This window comes from Kitasatospora sp. NPDC096077, from assembly GCF_040303245.1.
Taxonomy (GTDB): domain Bacteria; phylum Actinomycetota; class Actinomycetes; order Streptomycetales; family Streptomycetaceae; genus Kitasatospora.
Genome location: NZ_JBEOSV010000012.1, coordinates 76,792 through 93,245, shown reverse-complemented (window position 1 = coordinate 93,245; position 16,454 = coordinate 76,792). Strand labels below are relative to the sequence as shown.

At 68.7% G+C, this 16,454-nt stretch carries 9 protein-coding genes; 7 read left to right on the top strand and 2 right to left on the bottom strand.

Annotation, left to right across the window (positions count from 1 at the left end):
* Window positions 1-47 precede the first annotated feature (47 nt).
* The 4 genes from ABTZ03_RS14460 to ABTZ03_RS14445 all read left to right on the top strand — a co-directional run bounded on the left by ABTZ03_RS14460 (window position 48) and on the right by ABTZ03_RS14445 (window position 10,003).
* The gene (locus tag ABTZ03_RS14460) at window positions 48-986 is read left to right on the top strand and encodes a serine/threonine-protein kinase (RefSeq protein ID WP_350513260.1); all 939 of its coding nucleotides are present in this window, start codon (window positions 48-50) and stop codon (window positions 984-986) included.
* Between the two features lie 84 nt (window positions 987-1,070).
* Complete coding sequence (locus ABTZ03_RS14455; RefSeq protein ID WP_350513259.1) at window positions 1,071-2,360, top strand: serine/threonine-protein kinase; 1,290 nt, start codon at window positions 1,071-1,073, stop codon at window positions 2,358-2,360.
* Window positions 2,361-2,471: 111 nt separating this feature from the next.
* On the top strand, window positions 2,472-5,684 hold the full coding sequence (gene drmD, locus ABTZ03_RS14450) for a DISARM system SNF2-like helicase DrmD (protein WP_350513258.1): 3,213 nt from the start codon (window positions 2,472-2,474) through the stop codon (window positions 5,682-5,684).
* Entirely contained in the window at window positions 5,681-10,003 is a 4,323-nt protein-coding gene (locus ABTZ03_RS14445; protein ID WP_350513257.1) for an Eco57I restriction-modification methylase domain-containing protein, read from the top strand. Before drmD ends, ABTZ03_RS14445 begins: the two co-directional genes overlap by 4 nt.
* 84 nt (window positions 10,004-10,087) lie before the next feature.
* On the opposite strand, the gene ABTZ03_RS14440 is transcribed toward ABTZ03_RS14445, so the two are convergent.
* Window positions 10,088-10,378, bottom strand: coding sequence for a Scr1 family TA system antitoxin-like transcriptional regulator (locus tag ABTZ03_RS14440; RefSeq protein ID WP_350513315.1), 291 nt, complete (start codon window positions 10,376-10,378; stop codon window positions 10,088-10,090).
* 92 nt (window positions 10,379-10,470) lie between these two features.
* The gene (locus ABTZ03_RS14435) at window positions 10,471-13,020 is read right to left on the bottom strand and encodes a GmrSD restriction endonuclease domain-containing protein (protein WP_350513256.1); all 2,550 of its coding nucleotides are present in this window, start codon (window positions 13,018-13,020) and stop codon (window positions 10,471-10,473) included.
* Window positions 13,021-13,182: 162 nt separating this feature from the next.
* Between ABTZ03_RS14435 and ABTZ03_RS14430 the strand changes: the two genes are divergently transcribed.
* From ABTZ03_RS14430 to ABTZ03_RS14420, 3 genes are all read left to right on the top strand, one after another.
* Window positions 13,183-13,455, top strand: a complete 273-nt coding sequence (locus ABTZ03_RS14430) for a hypothetical protein (protein ID WP_350513255.1) — start codon at window positions 13,183-13,185, stop codon at window positions 13,453-13,455.
* A complete protein-coding gene (locus ABTZ03_RS14425; RefSeq protein WP_350513254.1) occupies window positions 13,448-14,041 on the top strand; it encodes a DUF6879 family protein in 594 nt (197 codons plus the stop codon). The genes ABTZ03_RS14430 and ABTZ03_RS14425 overlap by 8 nt, the downstream gene beginning before the upstream one ends.
* A 78-nt stretch (window positions 14,042-14,119) precedes the next feature.
* Window positions 14,120-16,453, top strand: a complete 2,334-nt coding sequence (locus ABTZ03_RS14420; protein ID WP_350513253.1) for an ATP-binding protein — start codon at window positions 14,120-14,122, stop codon at window positions 16,451-16,453.
* The last annotated feature ends 1 nt before the right edge of the window (window position 16,454 follow it).

Here is a 16,454-nt window from a genome sequence, read left to right as displayed (position 1 = left end):
GTGCGTACGGACGACTGGGGTAACCTCCCCCGGACGGGAGGAAGCGCATGGAGCAGATCTGCCCCGGCGCGGTACTCGGGGGGCGCTACCAGTTGGAACGCCCCCTGGGACGCGGGTCGATGGGACGCGTCTGGCAGGGACGGGACCGGCACCTGGGCCGGGCTGTCGCCGTGAAGACCGTGTCGGCCGAACTGTTGGCGGACACGGCGGGCCGGGAGGGAGCGCTGCGCCGCTTCGAGCGGGAGGCGAAGGCGGCCGCCGGACTCGACCACGCCAACATCGCGACGGTTCACGACGCCGACGTCACCGGAGAGACCTACTGGCTGGTGATGCAGTTGGTCATGGGGGAGACCCTTGGCGTACTGCTCGGTGAGCGGGACCGGTTCGACGTCGAGTCGGCCGCAGCCGTGGCTGCGCAGATGTGTGCGGGCCTGTCCGCGGCACACGCCGCGGGTCTGGTGCACCGGGACCTCAAACCGGAGAACGTCATGGTCGGTCGGGACGGGACCGTCAAGATCCTCGACTTCGGTCTGGTCAAGGTCGTCGCGGACAACGGTCCCCGGCTCACGTCGACCGGTGAGCGGCTGGGCAACCTCCTGTGCGCTTCGCCCGAGCTGCTCGCCGGTGCGCCGGCGTTGGACGCCCGGAGCGATCTCTACAGCGTGGGCTGCCTGCTGCACCAGATGCTTGCCGGCAGCCCGCCCTTCGACGCCGCCACTCCGCTCAAGCTGGTGGCCGGCCATCTGGACAGCAGCCCGCCGCTGCTCGTCGACCGCGGAATCGAGGTGCCACCGGGGCTCCAACAGCTGGTGACAGCGCTGCTGGCCAAGGACCGGGAGGCCCGGCCCGGGTCAGCCGCTGAGGTGTACGGCGCGCTCGGGCCGTACCTGCCCGCGGCGGAGCCGGGGCCGGATGCCCTGCGCCGATTCGATCCGGAGGATCCTCGGCGCCCGTTCGTGCTCCCGCAGGCTCCCTACCCCGTGTGATCGCATCGTTGCGGGGGGATGAGAGGATGCCGCGGGACAGTGGTGGTGGCTGTGCGAACGAAACTGTGACGGGGGACGGGGCGCGTGCGGCAGGAGATTCTGGGGCGTTACGAACTGGCGGACCTCCTGGGCCGCGGCGGGATGGCCGAGGTGTGGGCCGCGTGGGACCGCGTGGCCGGTCGTCGGGTCGCGGTGAAGTTCCTCGCCCCGTACGGGCACGTCGAAGCGCCGACCGCACTGGAGCAGCGGTTCCGGCGGGAGGCGAAGCTCACGGCGAGCCTGAGCCACCCCGGCGTGCCGGTCGTCCATGACAGTGGCCGTCTCGACGACGGGCGGCTCTACCTGGTGATGGAGCTGGTGCCGGGCGAGACTCTGTCGGCCTTGCTCAAGGACACGGGCCGGTTCACGGTGCCGCGGGCTGCGACGGTCGCGGCGCAGGCGGCGGAGGTGCTGTCGTACGCGCATGCCAACGGCGTCATACACCGTGACCTCAAGCCGTCGAACCTGATGTTCACCCCGGCGGGCGCGGTCAAGGTGCTCGACTTCGGCATCGCCGCGGCGCTGGAGCCGGCGTCGGACGAGCCACGGCTCACCGCGACCGACGCCACGCCCGGCACCGCTGGCTTCATGGCGCCGGAGCAGGCCCAAGGTCACCCGGTCGCGGCGAGCGACCTGTACGGTCTGGGCTGTGTGCTGTACGAACTGCTGGCCGGTGTGGCCCCGTTCACCGCGTCGAATGCCGTGATGCTGATGTACCTGCACACCTTCAAGGAGGCGCCTTCGGTCACCTCGCACCGACCGGAGGTGCCCGCCGAGCTCGCCGACCTGGTGATGCGGCTGTTGGCCAAGAAGCCGGCGGACCGCCCCTCGGTCGACGAGGTTCGTGACATCGGGCGGCGGTGGTCGACCGGCGCGATCGCGGATGACGAGCCGGGTGCCGTTGCTTCGCTGCTGGAGCAGTACGACCGGTGGCGCCGGGCCGGCGAGCCGGGGCGCGCTCACGAGGCGTATACCGGGCTGTTCGAGAGGCTCGTCGGCAGCCGGCCCGTTGACGATCCGGAGCTGCTGGTCTGTCGAGCGGGCGTGGCCCGGTGCCTGGCGATGCTCGGGCGTTCGACCGAGGCCCGGGACGAGTACCAGGCGTTGCTGCCGTTCCAGGTTCGGACGTTCGGTGCCACTCACGAGTCCGTCTTCGACAGTCGATACCGGATCGGCGAGCTTTCGGGTGTGCTCGGTGAGCGGGAGCGGGCCCGCGCGCTGCTGGCGGAGCTGCGCGACGACCAGCGGGCTGCGCTGCCGGGAGATGATCCCGGGCTGGCGAGGACGGTCGGACTCATCGCTCGCCTCGACCGATTGCTGGGTGGCCCCTCGTAATACTGTGAACTCTGTACACGAATTACCCTGTGATAGGATCCGCGGCGGCCGACCGGGGGAGGCGCACCGAGTTCGGCGGCAACCGGAGAATCGACGGAAGGCGGACCGATCGTGGCGGACCGGCGCGGGGACAGCGGAAACGACGAGCGGCTCCCCGAGGAGGGCGAGCTGGTCGAGGTCCGCGGCCAGAGCTGGGTCGTGGCGCGGGCCGACTCCTCCTACGGTACCGGCGACGACCGGGCCACCCTGGTGCACCTGCAGTCCGTCGCGGACGGCCGCTTCGGTGACACCCTCAGTGTGATCTGGGAGATCGAGCCCGGCCGCCGGGTCCTGCCCGCCGGCTCGCTCCCGGATGCCGCCGCCGACCGGTACGATCCGCCGGCCCGCCTGGCCGCCTTCCTCGACGCCGTCCGATGGTCTGCTGTCGCCTCCGCTGACGCCAAGAACCTCCAGGCGCCCTTCCGCTCCGGCGTCGCCGTCGAGCCGTACCAGCTCGAACCCGTCTCGCGCGCGGTCGGCGCCCCGCGCGTCAACCTGCTGCTCGCCGACGACGTGGGCCTCGGCAAGACCGTCGAGGCCGGTCTCGTCGTCCAGGAGCTGCTGCTGCGCGGCCGGGCCCGGCGAGTGATGGTCGTCTGCCCGGCCGGTCTGACCCTGAAATGGCGGGACGAACTGGCCGAGAAGTTCGGCCTCGACTTCACCATCGTCGACTCCGAGCAGTGCGCCCGGCTGCGCCGCACCCACGGCACCGCCGCCAACCCGTTCCGGGTCCACCCGCTGACCATCGTCTCCCTGCCCTGGCTGCGCGGAATGAAGGCGCAGCGCCTGCTGGACGAAGTGGTCCCGGTCGGTGAGGCCGCACGCAACGAGGACGGCACGGAGCGCCGCTTCTTCGATCTGCTGGTGCTGGACGAGGCGCACCATGTCGCGCCGGCCGCGCCCAAGCAGGTGTACGCCGTCGACTCGCAGCAGACCAAGCTCATCCGCCGCCTGGTGCCGCACTTCGAGCACCGGCTCTTCCTCTCGGCCACCCCGCACAACGGCTACCCGGAGTCGTATACCGCACTGCTCGAACTCATCGACAACCAGCGGTTCGCCCGTGGTGTCGACCCTGACAAGGCGGCGCTGGACGACACCGTCATCCGGCGTCTGAAGAGCACCGTCAAGAACCCCGACGGCAGCAACCGCTTCCACACCCGCCAGACCCGCGAGCTCCAGGTCGACTACACGCCGGCCGAACTGGAGGTCCACGGTCTGGTCAGCAGTTTCGCCGACCTGCGCCGCAAGCGTCTCGCGCCCAAGGCCAAGGGCGGTCGCAGGGCGGCGGACCTGGTCACCCTGCTGCTGAAGAAACGGCTCTTCTCCTCCCCGGCAGCCTTCTTGCACACCGTGCGGATCTACCTCGGGCATCTGGACGATACGGCGGGCCGGCCACGGGCCGCTGCCGAGGACGTGCCGGACTGGCTGGACGAGTTCGATGACCTGGCCGCTGAGCTCGACGACTTCGCCCTCGCGGAGGCGGAGGATGACGCGCTCACCCGCTCCACCCGGCTCACGCCGGAAGAGGACGGCGAGGAGCTTCGCCTGCTGCGCGACATGGAGCGCTGGGCGCTGAACCACGAGGCCGCCGCCGACTCCAAGGCTACTGAGCTGCTCGACTACCTCAAGGCGGTCTGCCGCCCGGACGGCAAGCACTGGTCGAACGAACGTGTCGTGGTCTTCACCGAGTACCGCGACACCCAGAAGTGGCTGGTCGAGCTGCTTCGGCAGCACGAGATGACCGACGGCGGGCGCGTCGCCCAGCTGCACGGCGGACTGAACGCCGAGGAACGGGAGCAGATCCGGCTCGGCTTCCAGGCCGCACCGGACACTGCGGAGGGACCCGTCCGGATCCTCGTCGCCACCGACGCCGCGAGCGAGGGCATCGACCTGCAGAACCACTGCTTCCGGCTGGTCAACTACGACATCCCCTTCAACCCCAACAAGCTCGAACAGCGCATCGGTCGGATCGACCGCTGGGGACAGCGCCGGGACCCGGAGATCCGCCACTTCGTCGGCTCGGGATGGCGTACCGCGACTGTGGGGTCGTACGAGGCCGATCTGGAGTTCCTCTCGCGGGTCGCGGTGAAGGTCGCACGGATGGAGGCGGACCTCGGCTCGGTCAACGCGGTGATCGCAGACGCTGTGCAGCGCCGGATGACCGGCGACCACACCCCGGTCGACATCGAGCACGCCAAGGCCCGGCAGATCAAGGGCCGGACGACGGGCGGGACGGTCGCGCACGAGCAGAACGTCACGGCGCAGGCGAAGCGCTTGGCCGACCAGCACGAGGAGACCGTCGATACCCTCGGGCTCACCCCCGGGAACATCCGAAGGGTCGTGGACACCGCCCTGGCCCTGGACCACCAGCAGACGCTGCGGCCCTACCACCACGAGGACTTCGACGGGGGGCTCTTCGAGGTCCCACCGCTCACCGGTACCTGGGTGCGGGCCTCCCAGGGACTCGCGCACAAGCTGCGTCCCGAGCAGCTGAGGCCGGTCACCTTCGACGCGAAGATCATGGAGAAGGCACGGGACGAGGTCGTCCTCGCACACTTGAAGCACCCGCTCGTCGCGCTCTCGACCCGGCTGCTCACTGCCGCCGTGTGGAACGCCGACAGCGTGGGTCTGCACCGGGTGGCCGCCGTCGTCACCGACGACCCGGCCGTGGAGACCACGCTGGTCGGCGCCTACGCCCGGTACGTGCTGGTGGGCATTGACGGGACCCGGTTGCACGAGGAAGTGCTGTACGCCGGCGGATGGTTCGGCGACACCGGGCGCTTCCGTCGCTGGGAGTCCGTGCGCGGGCTCGGTGCGACGCTCTCGCACGCGCTCACCACCGGTGTCGAGGCCGCCCCGCACCTGAAGAAGGGGCTCGCAGAGGCCTGGCCGCGGCTCGCCCAGCCGCTGAGCGACTCACTGGCCGCGCGGTCCCGGGAGCGGCGGGCCTCGCTGGAACGCGCCCTGCTCGACCGGCGGGGGGAGGAGGAGCGGCGCATCCAGGCGACGCTCGACCGCTTCGAGGCGACGCTGCGGGCCAAGCTGAAGGAGGAGGGCGACGGGATCGGCGAGCAGCTGGCCTTCTTCGGTGAGCGCGAGATCACCTCCGTCGAACAGCGCCAGTACCGCGAGGACCGGGAGCGATGGGACGCGCGATTGAAGGAGCTCGCCGTCGAACGTGAGCGTGAACTCGCGGCCATCGAGAAGCGTTACCGCGAGCCCCGCTCGCACCTGTTCCCCGTCGCCGTGGTCTTCGTGATCCCCCGGAAGGAAGCCGTCCGATGAGCCCCCGCCCCGCCGCCTCCCGTGGACTCGCCGCCGCCAAGGCCAAGGCACTGGACGGTCGTGCCCAGCACCAGGAGTGGCTCGAACTGACCGAGGTCTCCGGGCCGTTCCTGACCATGCCGGTGCTGCTCAGTGCCTGGCCGCAGCTGGACTCGATCGACCGCAAACAGCGTGACCGGCTGCGGGCCCAGCACGCCGACTGGCAGGTCGATGCGGCGGCCGGGCGGGACGAGTGGGTCGCCTACGTGCTGCGCGACCTGCTGGAGTGGGGCGACGCCCTGGTCCTCCGGCAGGGCGACGATGACTCCTTGGCACTCGACCGGTTCACGGTGGACGTGCCGGAGCACGGGGCCCGGCTGCGGGTGGACTTCGCACTGGTGGAGCCGGGCGCTGACTTTGCTGCCGAACCCGATACGGCGGCCGCGGCGAAGCGGGTGCCGCTGATCGGCATGGTGGTGCCCAGTGGGACGGTGCCGACGGCACGGGCTGCGTGGGGTGGAGAGTGGTCCGCCACCCCGGCCGACCGGCTCGCCAAGGTGTGCCGGCAGCACGGGATTCCGCTCGGTCTGGTGACGGACGGCCGCTGGTGGTGCCTGGTGTGGGCCCCGGTGGGTGGGGTCACGACGACGGCGCTGTTCGACGCGGTCGGCTGGAACGAGGCCGCCGAGCGGAACGTCGTCCGGGCGCTGATCTCGATGCTTCGGCGGGGGCGGTTCTTCGAGTACGAGGCCGCCGAGACGCTGGAAGGGCTGCTGCGGAAGAGCCTGGAGGCGGGCGAGGAAGTCACGGACGCGCTCGGCCTCCAGGTCCGGCAGGCGGTTGAGCTGCTGGTCGACGCCATCGGGCGGGCCGACACTCGGGCCATGGAGCGCGGGGCGGCAGGGCTGCACGCCGACGAGGTCAGCGCGCAGGAGGTGTACCGGGCGGCCGTCGCCGTGATGATGCGGGTGGTGTTCCTGCTCTTCGCGGAGGAGCGGGGGATGCTCCCGTCCTCGGACCAGGTGTACGCGGAGTCGTACTCGGCCGGGCGGCTGTGCGCGGACCTGGAGGCGCGGGCCCTGGCGGAGGGCGAAGCCTCGCTGGAGCACACGACGGCGGCTTGGCACCGGCTGATCGCGCTGTTCCACGCGGTGTACGGGGGTGTGAACCACCCTGAACTGACGATGCCGGCGTACGACGGTTCGATCTTCGATCCGGCGAAGTACCCGTGGCTGGAGCAGAGTTCGCCGCTACTGGCGATCGACGACCGGACCGTGCTGCACATGCTGCAGTCGGTGCAGTACGTGGAGATCGGCAAGGGGAAGAGGAAGGAGCGGCGCCGGCTCACCTTCCGGGCCCTGGACGTCGAGCAGATCGGGTACGTGTACGAGGGTCTGCTGTCGTACGACGGGCAGCGGGCGGTCGAAACCGTGGTCGGGCTGATCGGCCCGGAGGGACTGGAGCACGAAGTCCCGCTGCGCGAGCTGGAGTTGATGGCGGCGTCGAGCCGGGACGTGAAGGCGCTCGCCAAGAAGGTCAGCGAGGCGTTCAAGGAGCCCAAGCCCGGTATCGGCAACGCGGCGAAGATCGAGAAGCTGCTCGCGCCGCTGACGGGGGACGCCGAGACGGAGGCGAAGCGCCTGCTGTACGGGGCCTGTCGCGACCACGAGTTGGTGGAGCGGCTGCTGCCGTTCTTCGGCATCATCCGGCGCGACCTGCGGGATCTGCCGGTGGTGATGCCGGTGGGTGCGCTGTACGTGACGCAGTCCTCGCTGCGGAAGAACACGGGGACGCACTACACCCCGAGGCAGCTGGCGGAAGAGGTCGTCCGGCACGCGCTGGAGCCGCTGGTGTACCGGGTCGGGCCGCTCCAGACCGCGGACACGCGGAAGTGGGTGCCGAAGCCGGCCAAGGAGATCCTAGAGCTGAAGGTCGCCGACATCGCGATGGGGTCGGGCGCCTTCCTGGTCGCCGCCTGCCGTTACCTGGCGGACAAGCTCATCGACGCCTGGTCCCGGGAGGAGCGGCAGGACGCGGTCGAGTACCGGGCGGGCCGCATGGTGGACACGGTGACGGCGGTCGACGCCGAGTCGGATCCGGTTGTGGTGGAGGCGCGTCGGCAGATCATCGAGCACTGCCTGTACGGGGTCGACATCAACCCGGCGGCGGTGGAGATGGCCAAGCTGTCGCTGTGGCTGGTCTCCATGGACCCCACGCGGCCGTTCACGTTTCTCGATGACCGGTTGGTGGCGGGTGACTCGCTGCTGGGCATCACCAACCTGGATCAGTTGAAGGCTGTGCACCTGGAGGTGAGGAAGGGTGACCTCCACGGCGCGGAAGCCGGTACCGAGCAGCAGGTCGAGGACGCGGCGAGGGCACGTCACGCCATTACGGAGATAAGGGGTGAGAACCTTCCGGCGCTGGCGGAGAAGCGCAAGCTTCTGAAGGATGTTCGCCAGCACACTGCCCGGTTGCGGCTCATCGGTGACCTGATCGTGGGCGCGGCGCTGGCTACCTGCGCATCGGGCCGAGTGGAGTGGTATGCGCCCAATGGCGGTGATCGGATCCAGGACCTGTTCCCGTTGGCGGCTGGCACTGCCAAGGCGCTTGGGTTCAGTGACACAAACAGCGAGACGCCCGAAGCCGCGACTGCACGTACCTTGGCGAAGGGGTGGCTAGCAAGCGAGTTGCCGGATGGTGGGCTTGAGCGGCGCCCTGTGCATTGGCCATTGGAGTTCCCAGAGGTTCTCCAGGACCGAGGCGGGTTCGATGCTATCGTGGGCAATCCACCATTTTACGGCGCAAAGAAGATCACGCCTGCCGCGGGTGAGGCATATCGAGAGTATTTGGTTGAATATGTCGCGAATGGAAAGCGCGGCAATGCTGATCTTGTTGCCTACTTTGCACTACGGGCGCACGCTCTCCTGAATGGTGCTGGGCAGGCCGGTTTGGTCGCCACTAACTCGTTGGCTCAGGGTGAATCGCGAGAAGTCGGGCTCGATCGGCTTGAGGAAGCTGGTGTCGAGATCCGGCGCGCGATCAAGAGCGCCCCCTGGCCGTCCCGTTCGGCAAAGCTCGAATACTGTGCTGTATGGACAAGTGGAGAATCTCTCGGGGATGGTGTCGAGCGAGTTATTGGTAAGGTCGTAGTGCCAAGGGGAATTTCGAGCTCGCTGAACCCCGTGACGCGAGAGGAGTCGTGGGCTGAATCGCTGGTAGGCAGCTCCGGAGTGTCCTTCCAGGGGGCTGTGATTGTCGTCATCGATGGGTTCAGCCTTTCGCCTGAGCGGGCTCTGGAATGGATAGGTGAGGATGTAAGATATGCCGATGTTTTGGCGCCCTTGCTGATTGGCGAGGATATCACGGAAAATCCCTCCTTCGAAGCCAGTCGCTGGGCTGTAAATTTTCATGACTGGCCAGAGGAGAGAGCTCGGAAGTATCCGAAGGCGTTTGCGAAATTGCTATCTGAGGTCAAGCCGAAATGCGAGGAGAAGGATCCTAAGTCATATTCCGGCCTAATGGGGCGCTGGTGGCAGTACTGGCGACCTCGCGGGGAGTTGACGCGCTCGCTGATGGGGCTTGACAGGTGTATCGCTATGGCGCGGGTGAGTAAGGCCGTGATGCCTGTTATGGTGACTGCAAACCAGGTATTCAGTGACGTTACAGTCGTTTTTTCCTCCGATGATCCCGCGATGCTTGGGCTCCTTAGCAGCGCTCCGCACTACTGGTGGGCTATCGATCGTGCGTCGACGCTTGAAACGCGAGTCCGTTATACCCACACTGACGTTTTCGAGACTCTTGTGCGCCCGCCACTGACCCGCGACCTCCGTGCCGCTGGCACTAGACTTGACGACTTCCGGGGGAAGCTGATGCGGGATCGCGAGATGGGACTGACGGCGACCTACAACCTCGTGCATGACCCTGCCTGCGAGGACAGCGACATCGCCGAGCTTCGGGGCATCCATGAGGAGATCGACCGGGCGACTATCGCCGCCTACGGATGGTACGACCTGCTCGATCCCACTGGCGCTACTCGGCCGGCGGATCCGACGCACGAGACGTTTCCGCTGGATCACGGGTTCCACGAGACCGACCAGGGGACCCGGTACACCATCGGGCTGCTCGCTCGGACGGAGATCATCGACCGGCTCCGCCGGCTCAACCACCAGGCGTATGCCGATGAGGTGTTCCTCGGGTTGCACAAGAAGCCGAACCGGCAGCGCGACCTGCCGTCGCCCTCTGCGGAGGCGCGGCGTCGGAAGGCGGAGCGGCTGAACGTCTCCAGCTCGGCCGGCTTCGGTGATGACGGGCTCTTCCCGCCGGAGGGCGCTCTCTTCTAGGCGGAAGCGGTGGTCCTTCGCTCCGCGGCGCGAAGGACCACCGGCGCCAGTTCGCGTGGCGGTCGAACTCGCCTGCCTTAGCGGCTAGGAGGAATCTGGCGAGTCTGGCGGGAGTGGTGCGGGCTGAACTTCCGGGCCGCTGAACCGCATGTGTAGCGCGGCTTGATGGATGAACGCCGAGTAGGGAGTTACACCCGATCGGACAATTCGCTGCCGCTGCATTCGGAAGGTTGTCCTGGGGCCGACCTCGTGGCGAGGTGTGGGCGGGACAGTTTGGGTAAAGACAGCAGAGGCGTAGGGGCCGGTCTGAAGTAGGCCGGGAGTGAAAGCCATCGAGTGTGTGGTCAGCTTTCGAGCCTGGCCTTCGAGCTGCACCAGGACCACAACCGGCGCGCTCTCGTCTGATCGCGTCACTCGTGCCGCCGAGCCGAGTTCTCCAACTCGGCTCGGCGGCACGGCGATCCGGCTCAGGCGCGCTGTGCGAGCTCCAGTGCCGCCGTGTGGACGAACCACTCCAGCACCGCGCAGATCTCCTCCGGGTGGTCGGCGAACACCTGGAGCGGGAACGACGGGCGAAGGTCCAGCTTCGCCTCCGCCAGCTCGATCCCGTCGATCTCGTTCAACCGCCGCAGCAACTCCCGCCGCACTTCGGTGTCGTCGAATGGGCTGCGGTCCTTCAGGTACTGGAAGACCACCTCCGCCGTCCCCGTCACGGGGTACAGCGCAAGCGGCCACAGCAGGTGCGGCTGCGAGGGGGTTCCGGTGTCGAGCATGGGGAAGCAGCTGGTCTCCTCGGCGCGTCCGTAGTCGAAGTGGCCACCCTGCTGCTCCCAGAAGCGCAGCACTCCCTGCACGCTGAGCCACACCGGCATGTCGTGGTGCCCGGACAGTTGAGCGTGGAAGCGTTCCGCTGCCGCTGCGTTCTCGGTGTCGGGCAGTGGGTCGTGCACTCTGTCCGTCGGGATCTCGCGGCCCAGCAAGGTTGCCAGTTCGGTGGCGGTCAGCCGACACGAGGGGTGGGCGCGGCCGGCTGCGTCGAAGGGGACGCCCTCCTGTTCCAGGACATCCCGCGGCGTGTCCGTGCGGTCGTCGTCGAGCCAGCGGAAGCCGGAGGAGACGTGGCCGTTCCAGTTCAGCACCCGGTATGCCCCGATCACCCCCGGCTTGGCGGACAGGTGATTGCCGACCCCGATCGCGTGCAGGCCGATCAGCTCGGCGATGTCGCCGTACGACGTCCAGGTGCCGCTGGGCATCGCGACGAGCGCCGCGCGCAGGTCCGCCCAGCCCGGCCATTCGTCGCCGACCGCTTTCACCGACCCGATGGGGGCTGGCCACAAGCCGATCGCCCGCTCGGCGAGGCGGTCGGCGCGGGCCAGGATCGCCGCCTTGCCCCAACGTTCGGCGTCGGCGATCTCCTGGTTCATCCGCAGCGCACTCGAATCGAGGAGCTGCTGCTTCCGCTCGAACGGGTGGTTGGAGAGCTTGGAGTTGTCGCCCGACAGCGTCAGGTTGCCGAGGGTGTGCACCAGCAGGTCGTGCAGTTCCTTGGGGCTCTGCCCGTTCTCCGTCTCCTCCGCGAGCAGGTCGAACCAGGCCTGCGACGGGCGCTGAGGCAGTACGTGTTCGATCGTGAGCGCCGCCTTCTCGAAGTCCACCGGTTCGCTCGCCGCGTGGCTCTCCTCCAGCCGCCGCAGCACGTGGAAGCGCTGGTGGGAACGCCCGTTCCAGTAGAACGGCTTGGTGCGGACAGCCTCGCGCAGGTCCTCGTCCGAGGGCCACTTGCGACGTCGGCCGGAGAGCAGCCGGCGCACGGCCTCGGCAGGGGAGCGGTCCGTCTCCAGCTCCCTGGGGGCGTCCATGAAGATGCGGTTCAGGTTGTTCGTCGGGACCTGGCAGATCATCCGGCGGACCAGGTACGACTCGACGTAGCGGAGCGCCTCGGCCGCTTCCTCCGCCGTGGCCCGTCCGGCGGCGACGAGGTCGAGGAGGTGGAGCGCGAGCGGGTAGTGCGTCTGACCGCCCCACGCCCCCAGCCGCTCCAGCACGCTGCGCAGCACACCTGAACTCTCCCGCTCGGGCTCCAGGATGCGCAGCAGTCGATTGCCGCGTTCGGCGAGCAGGGCGATCTCCTGTTGCAACGCCTCCTCGTCGTTCTTGAAGGCGTCCAGGCGCTTCTGCTGCTCGCGGTATATCTCGCTCTGCTTCGCCTTGTTGTGCCCGCGCACCACCAGGTCGAGCCAGACCAGGAGTTCCAGGTTCTTCGGCCCGAGTTCCTGTTGCATCGGCAGCCACAGCTCGCGGTAGACCCGCTCGCCGCGCTTCGGCAGCAGGCTGAAGACGTAGTTGCGCAGCAGGTCGCTCTGGCTGAGGCCGACGCCGGTGTTGTTGATCGACTCGAAGATCCGGTAGACGTTGTCGCCGGCCTGGGCGGTGATCTCGACGATCGAGAGCAGGTCCTTGAGGACGGTCTCGACGGCGGCGACCCACTCGGTTCCGTGCTCGTCCGCGCCTTGAGCGAGGGCACCGAGGAAGAACCGGTAGGCCGTGCCGATGTTGCCCGCGCCACCGGCCTTCGGGGAGGACTCCACGCACGCGGTGTAGCTGTCCCGGTCGGCCTGGGTGGGCAGCAGCCGGTAGTGGTCGAGCTCCTCGTGGAACTCGTTGACCAGGATCTGCCGGTGCACCCGGTCGGCGGCCTTCGCGGCCCCAGTGCCCTTGTAGTGGTCACGCAGCGCGGTGAAGGCGAGCATCAACGTGGTGAGCCGCTGCTGGCCGTCAACCACCAGCCAGCGCTGCACTCCGCCGGCCTGGAGGTGGCCGGGTGCGAGGACGACGGAGCCGAGGAAGTGTGCGGCTGGCGCATCGCCGTCGGTGTGCTGCTCGACCAGCTCGGACACGTCGTCCCAGAGCTGTTGCAGCTGCGCCTGCTCCCAGCTGTACGTGCGCTGGTAGAGCGGTACCTGGAACTGCTTCTCGCCCTGCACGAGATTGAGGAACGTGATCTCCTGCGCCCGCATGACTCCCCTTCAGCCGATCGTGCACGGAGCTGCGCGTCCGGCACTGGCGGACAGCGTACGGGCGCAGTGCGACAGCGGGGCCGGGTTGGCCGTCATTGACTCGGCATTGAGCTCGTCAGTACGGTGTGTAGTCAACATCTCACGCGACAATGCGGAGGCGTGATGAGCCAGCCGTGGGACGCCGATCCCGACGCCGCACTGACCCGGCGACTGGGCAAGTCGCCGGCCGAACTGGGTACCACGGATTCTCGGGATGGCTGCCCCGACGTCTGGGAACTCGACAACGGCGACATCGCGGTCATCGGCCGGGATCTGACCGAGGTCTACCAGGCGGCTGGGCTCCCTCAGGGCATGGCGATCAACGAGCGGGAGCGTCTCGTGGTCATCCCCCGGATCACGCTCCTCTCCGCGAAAGAGGACCTGCCGGATGCGTGACCTCCTCGGTGGCGTGCCGGGTGACCGGCTCCCCCATGCCGAGTACAAAGCCGACTTCCGTCAGCGGGAGTTCGCGGTCGACGGCTACGACTCGTGGAAGCTGGAACGGCGGCAGGAGTTCCAGGAGCCCAAGGACACCAGCTGGCGCGCCTACTTCGGAGGCAACCGGGCGGAGGCCCTTGAGCTGATCGAGGGCCGGCGGGACGCTCTCCTTCAGCTCTCCCAGCTGGCTGCCGACCACAACTGCCGGCTGCTGCGCGTGCGCGTTGTCGAGTTCCCGCTGTCCCCTTACCTGGAGTGGGAGCTGCAATCGTTGCGCGTGCGCGCCGAGTGCGGGGAGTTGATCCGTGTGGTCGGCCCCGAGCTGATCGCTCCGTACGAACTGGACGGGCCGCTCCCCGAGCTCATCACCCTGGGGTCGGACACCGTCTACGACATCACGTACGACGCTGCCGGCCTGGCCGACGGCGCGACCCGCTACCTGGACTCCGCGACCAGGGACCGGGTCGCGGAGTTCATCTCCCGCCTCTACGACCAAAGTGAGGACATCAAGAGCTTCATGGCCCGGCATCCAGTGGAGCGTTGAGGAGTGGAGCGAGAGGTACCCGAGGCATCCCCCGGCAGCGTCAGCTCGTCCCTGTCGGGGTCCTCCACCGGACACGTCGTGCAGGCCCGGGACATCCAGGGGCCGGTCCACATCCACGCCGTGCCGTCGAATGCCGCCCGGCACGGCGAGCCCGTGCCCTGGCAACTGCCCACGGACGTCCGCGGTTTCGTCAACCGGGCCGTGGAACAGGAAGCCATGGACCGCCTCCTGGTTGAGCGCCCACCCTCAGCTCAGGTCCTGGTGCTCACCGGCACCGCCGGAGTCGGCAAGACCTCGCTGGCCCTGCACTGGGCGCATGCCGTCCGCGAGCGGTTCCCGGACGGGCAGCTCTACGCGAACCTGCGCGGCTACGATCCGCAGGAGCCCATGGCTGCCGCACAGGTGCTGGAACGGTTCCTTCGTGCCCTCGACGTGCCGGCTGTGGCGATACCGACCGACCCCGAGGCCATGGCATCGACCTACCGCTCCCTGGTGGCAGGGCGCCGGATGCTGGTCGTCCTGGACAACGCCTCAAGTGCCGCCCAGGTCCGCCCGCTGCTGCCCGGCGTCCCCGGGTGCCTGGTCGTGGTGACCAGCCGGCACCGTCTCTCGGGCCTCGGCGTGCGCGAGGGGGCCCGGCACCTGACCTTGGAGGTCCTGGCGGAGCACGACGCCGTCGAGCTTCTGCGCGCGGTCACGGCGGATTACCGCGACGGGGACGATCCTGACGAGCTCGCCCAGTTGGCGCGGCTCTGCGCCCGCCTGCCCCTGGCCCTGCGCATCGCGGCCGAACGCGCGGCCGGCCGGCCGCGGATTCTGCTGAACGACCTCATCCAGGACCTGCGTGACGAGTCCAGCCTGTGGGATGCGCTGTCCAGCGAGGACGAGGGGGAGTCGGAGGCGGTTCGCTCCGTCTTCGCCTGGTCGTACCGGGCGCTGCCGGTCGACGCTGCACGGCTCTTCCGGATGCTCGGCCTCCATCCCACCGGCGAGTTCAGCGTCGCGTCCGCTGCGGCGCTGGTCGCGATCAGCACCCGGCAAGTGAGCCGCCTGCTCGACGGACTTGTCGCGAGTCACATGATCGAGCAGACCGCCCGGGACCGCTACCGGTTCCACGACCTGCTGCGCGCCTACGCCGTCGACCAGGTGAGGCGTGAGCAGGAGCCGGACGAGAGCGAGTGTGCGGTCCGGCGGGTGCTGGCGTGGTACCTCCACACGGCCGATGCGGCCCAGGTGCGCATCGCGCCTCATGAGTCTCGCGTCGCGCTTGCCGCACTTGAGCCCGAGGTGAAGCCCGCGGCCTTCAGTGATGCGGCTGCCGCGTGGGAGTGGTTCGAGGCGGAGCGCGAGAATCTCGCGTCGGTGACGCGGACTGCGGCTGCTCTGGGCCTGGACGCGTGCGTCTGGCAACTCGCCATCGTCCTCCGCGCCTTTTACATGCAGCGCAACACCTTCCAGGACTGGTTCGCGACCTCGCACCTGGGCCTGGAGGCTGCACGTCGTGGCGGTGATCGGCACGCGCAGGCGGAGCTGCACGAGAGCCTGGGCATGGCATACACCCAGTCCAGCCGGCTCGACCAGGCCGCCGAAGAGTACGAGGCGGCCTTGGTCGTTCGCCGTGAACTCGACGACCTGGCAGGCGAAGCCCTGACCCTCAACGGGCTAGCACTTCTCCGGTTGCGCAGGCACCAACTGCTGGGCGCTCAGGAAGCGTTCGAGAGGGCGCGAGCCCTGTTCCAGGCCCTCGGTGACACCTACTGGGAGCCGCGGACGGCGGTCAACCTCGCCGAGGTCCAGGCGGGGCTCGGTCAACTCGCAGAAGCGGAGCGGGTGGTCTGCGCAGGTCTGGAGTCATTCCGCGCGGTGGCCGACCGTCGGGCCGAGGGCAACGCACTGCGCATCCTCAGTCGGGTCCAGCTCGAAGGCGGGCGGACGGACGAGGCGCTGGAGAGCGCTCAGCGAGCGGTCGACCTCGCGATGGATCTCAACAGCCCCGTTGCGGAGGCTCACTGGCTGACCCAGCTCGGACACGTCCAACGCGCGGTGGGTCGGTGCGCGGACGCCCTCGCCTCCTACCAGCGCGCCGCCGTCCTGCAACGAAGCCTCGGAGACCGTAGCCGGGAAGCGCTCGCCTGGGACGGCGCCGGTCTGGCGTACCTCGAACTCGGCCGGGCCCAGGAGGCGAGCGAGTTCCACCGCCGTGCCGTCGCCGTGCACTGTGACCTGGGCGACCGGTGGCAATGGGCACTGTCCCTCTGCCACCTCGCCGAGGCCTTGGAGGCCATGGGCGAGGCAGCGGACGCCGTACGGGAGAACAGGCGCGAGGCGCTGGCACTCCTCGGCGACTTCACCGATCCGATCGCGCAGCGCCTGAGCGACCAGTTGACGAGTGTCTTGGGCGAGGGTGCCTGAG

Excerpts from the sequence above, each read along its gene's own strand:
- ABTZ03_RS14460 (WP_350513260.1), top strand. The coding sequence starts at position 48 with ATGGAGCAGATCTGCCCCGGCGCGGTACTCGGGGGGCGCTACCAGTTG.
- ABTZ03_RS14445 (WP_350513257.1), top strand. The coding sequence starts at position 5,681 with ATGAGCCCCCGCCCCGCCGCCTCCCGTGGACTCGCCGCCGCCAAGGCC.
- ABTZ03_RS14435 (WP_350513256.1), bottom strand. The coding sequence starts at position 13,020 with ATGCGGGCGCAGGAGATCACGTTCCTCAATCTCGTGCAGGGCGAGAAG.
- ABTZ03_RS14430 (WP_350513255.1), top strand. The coding sequence starts at position 13,183 with ATGAGCCAGCCGTGGGACGCCGATCCCGACGCCGCACTGACCCGGCGA.
- ABTZ03_RS14425 (WP_350513254.1), top strand. The coding sequence starts at position 13,448 with ATGCGTGACCTCCTCGGTGGCGTGCCGGGTGACCGGCTCCCCCATGCC.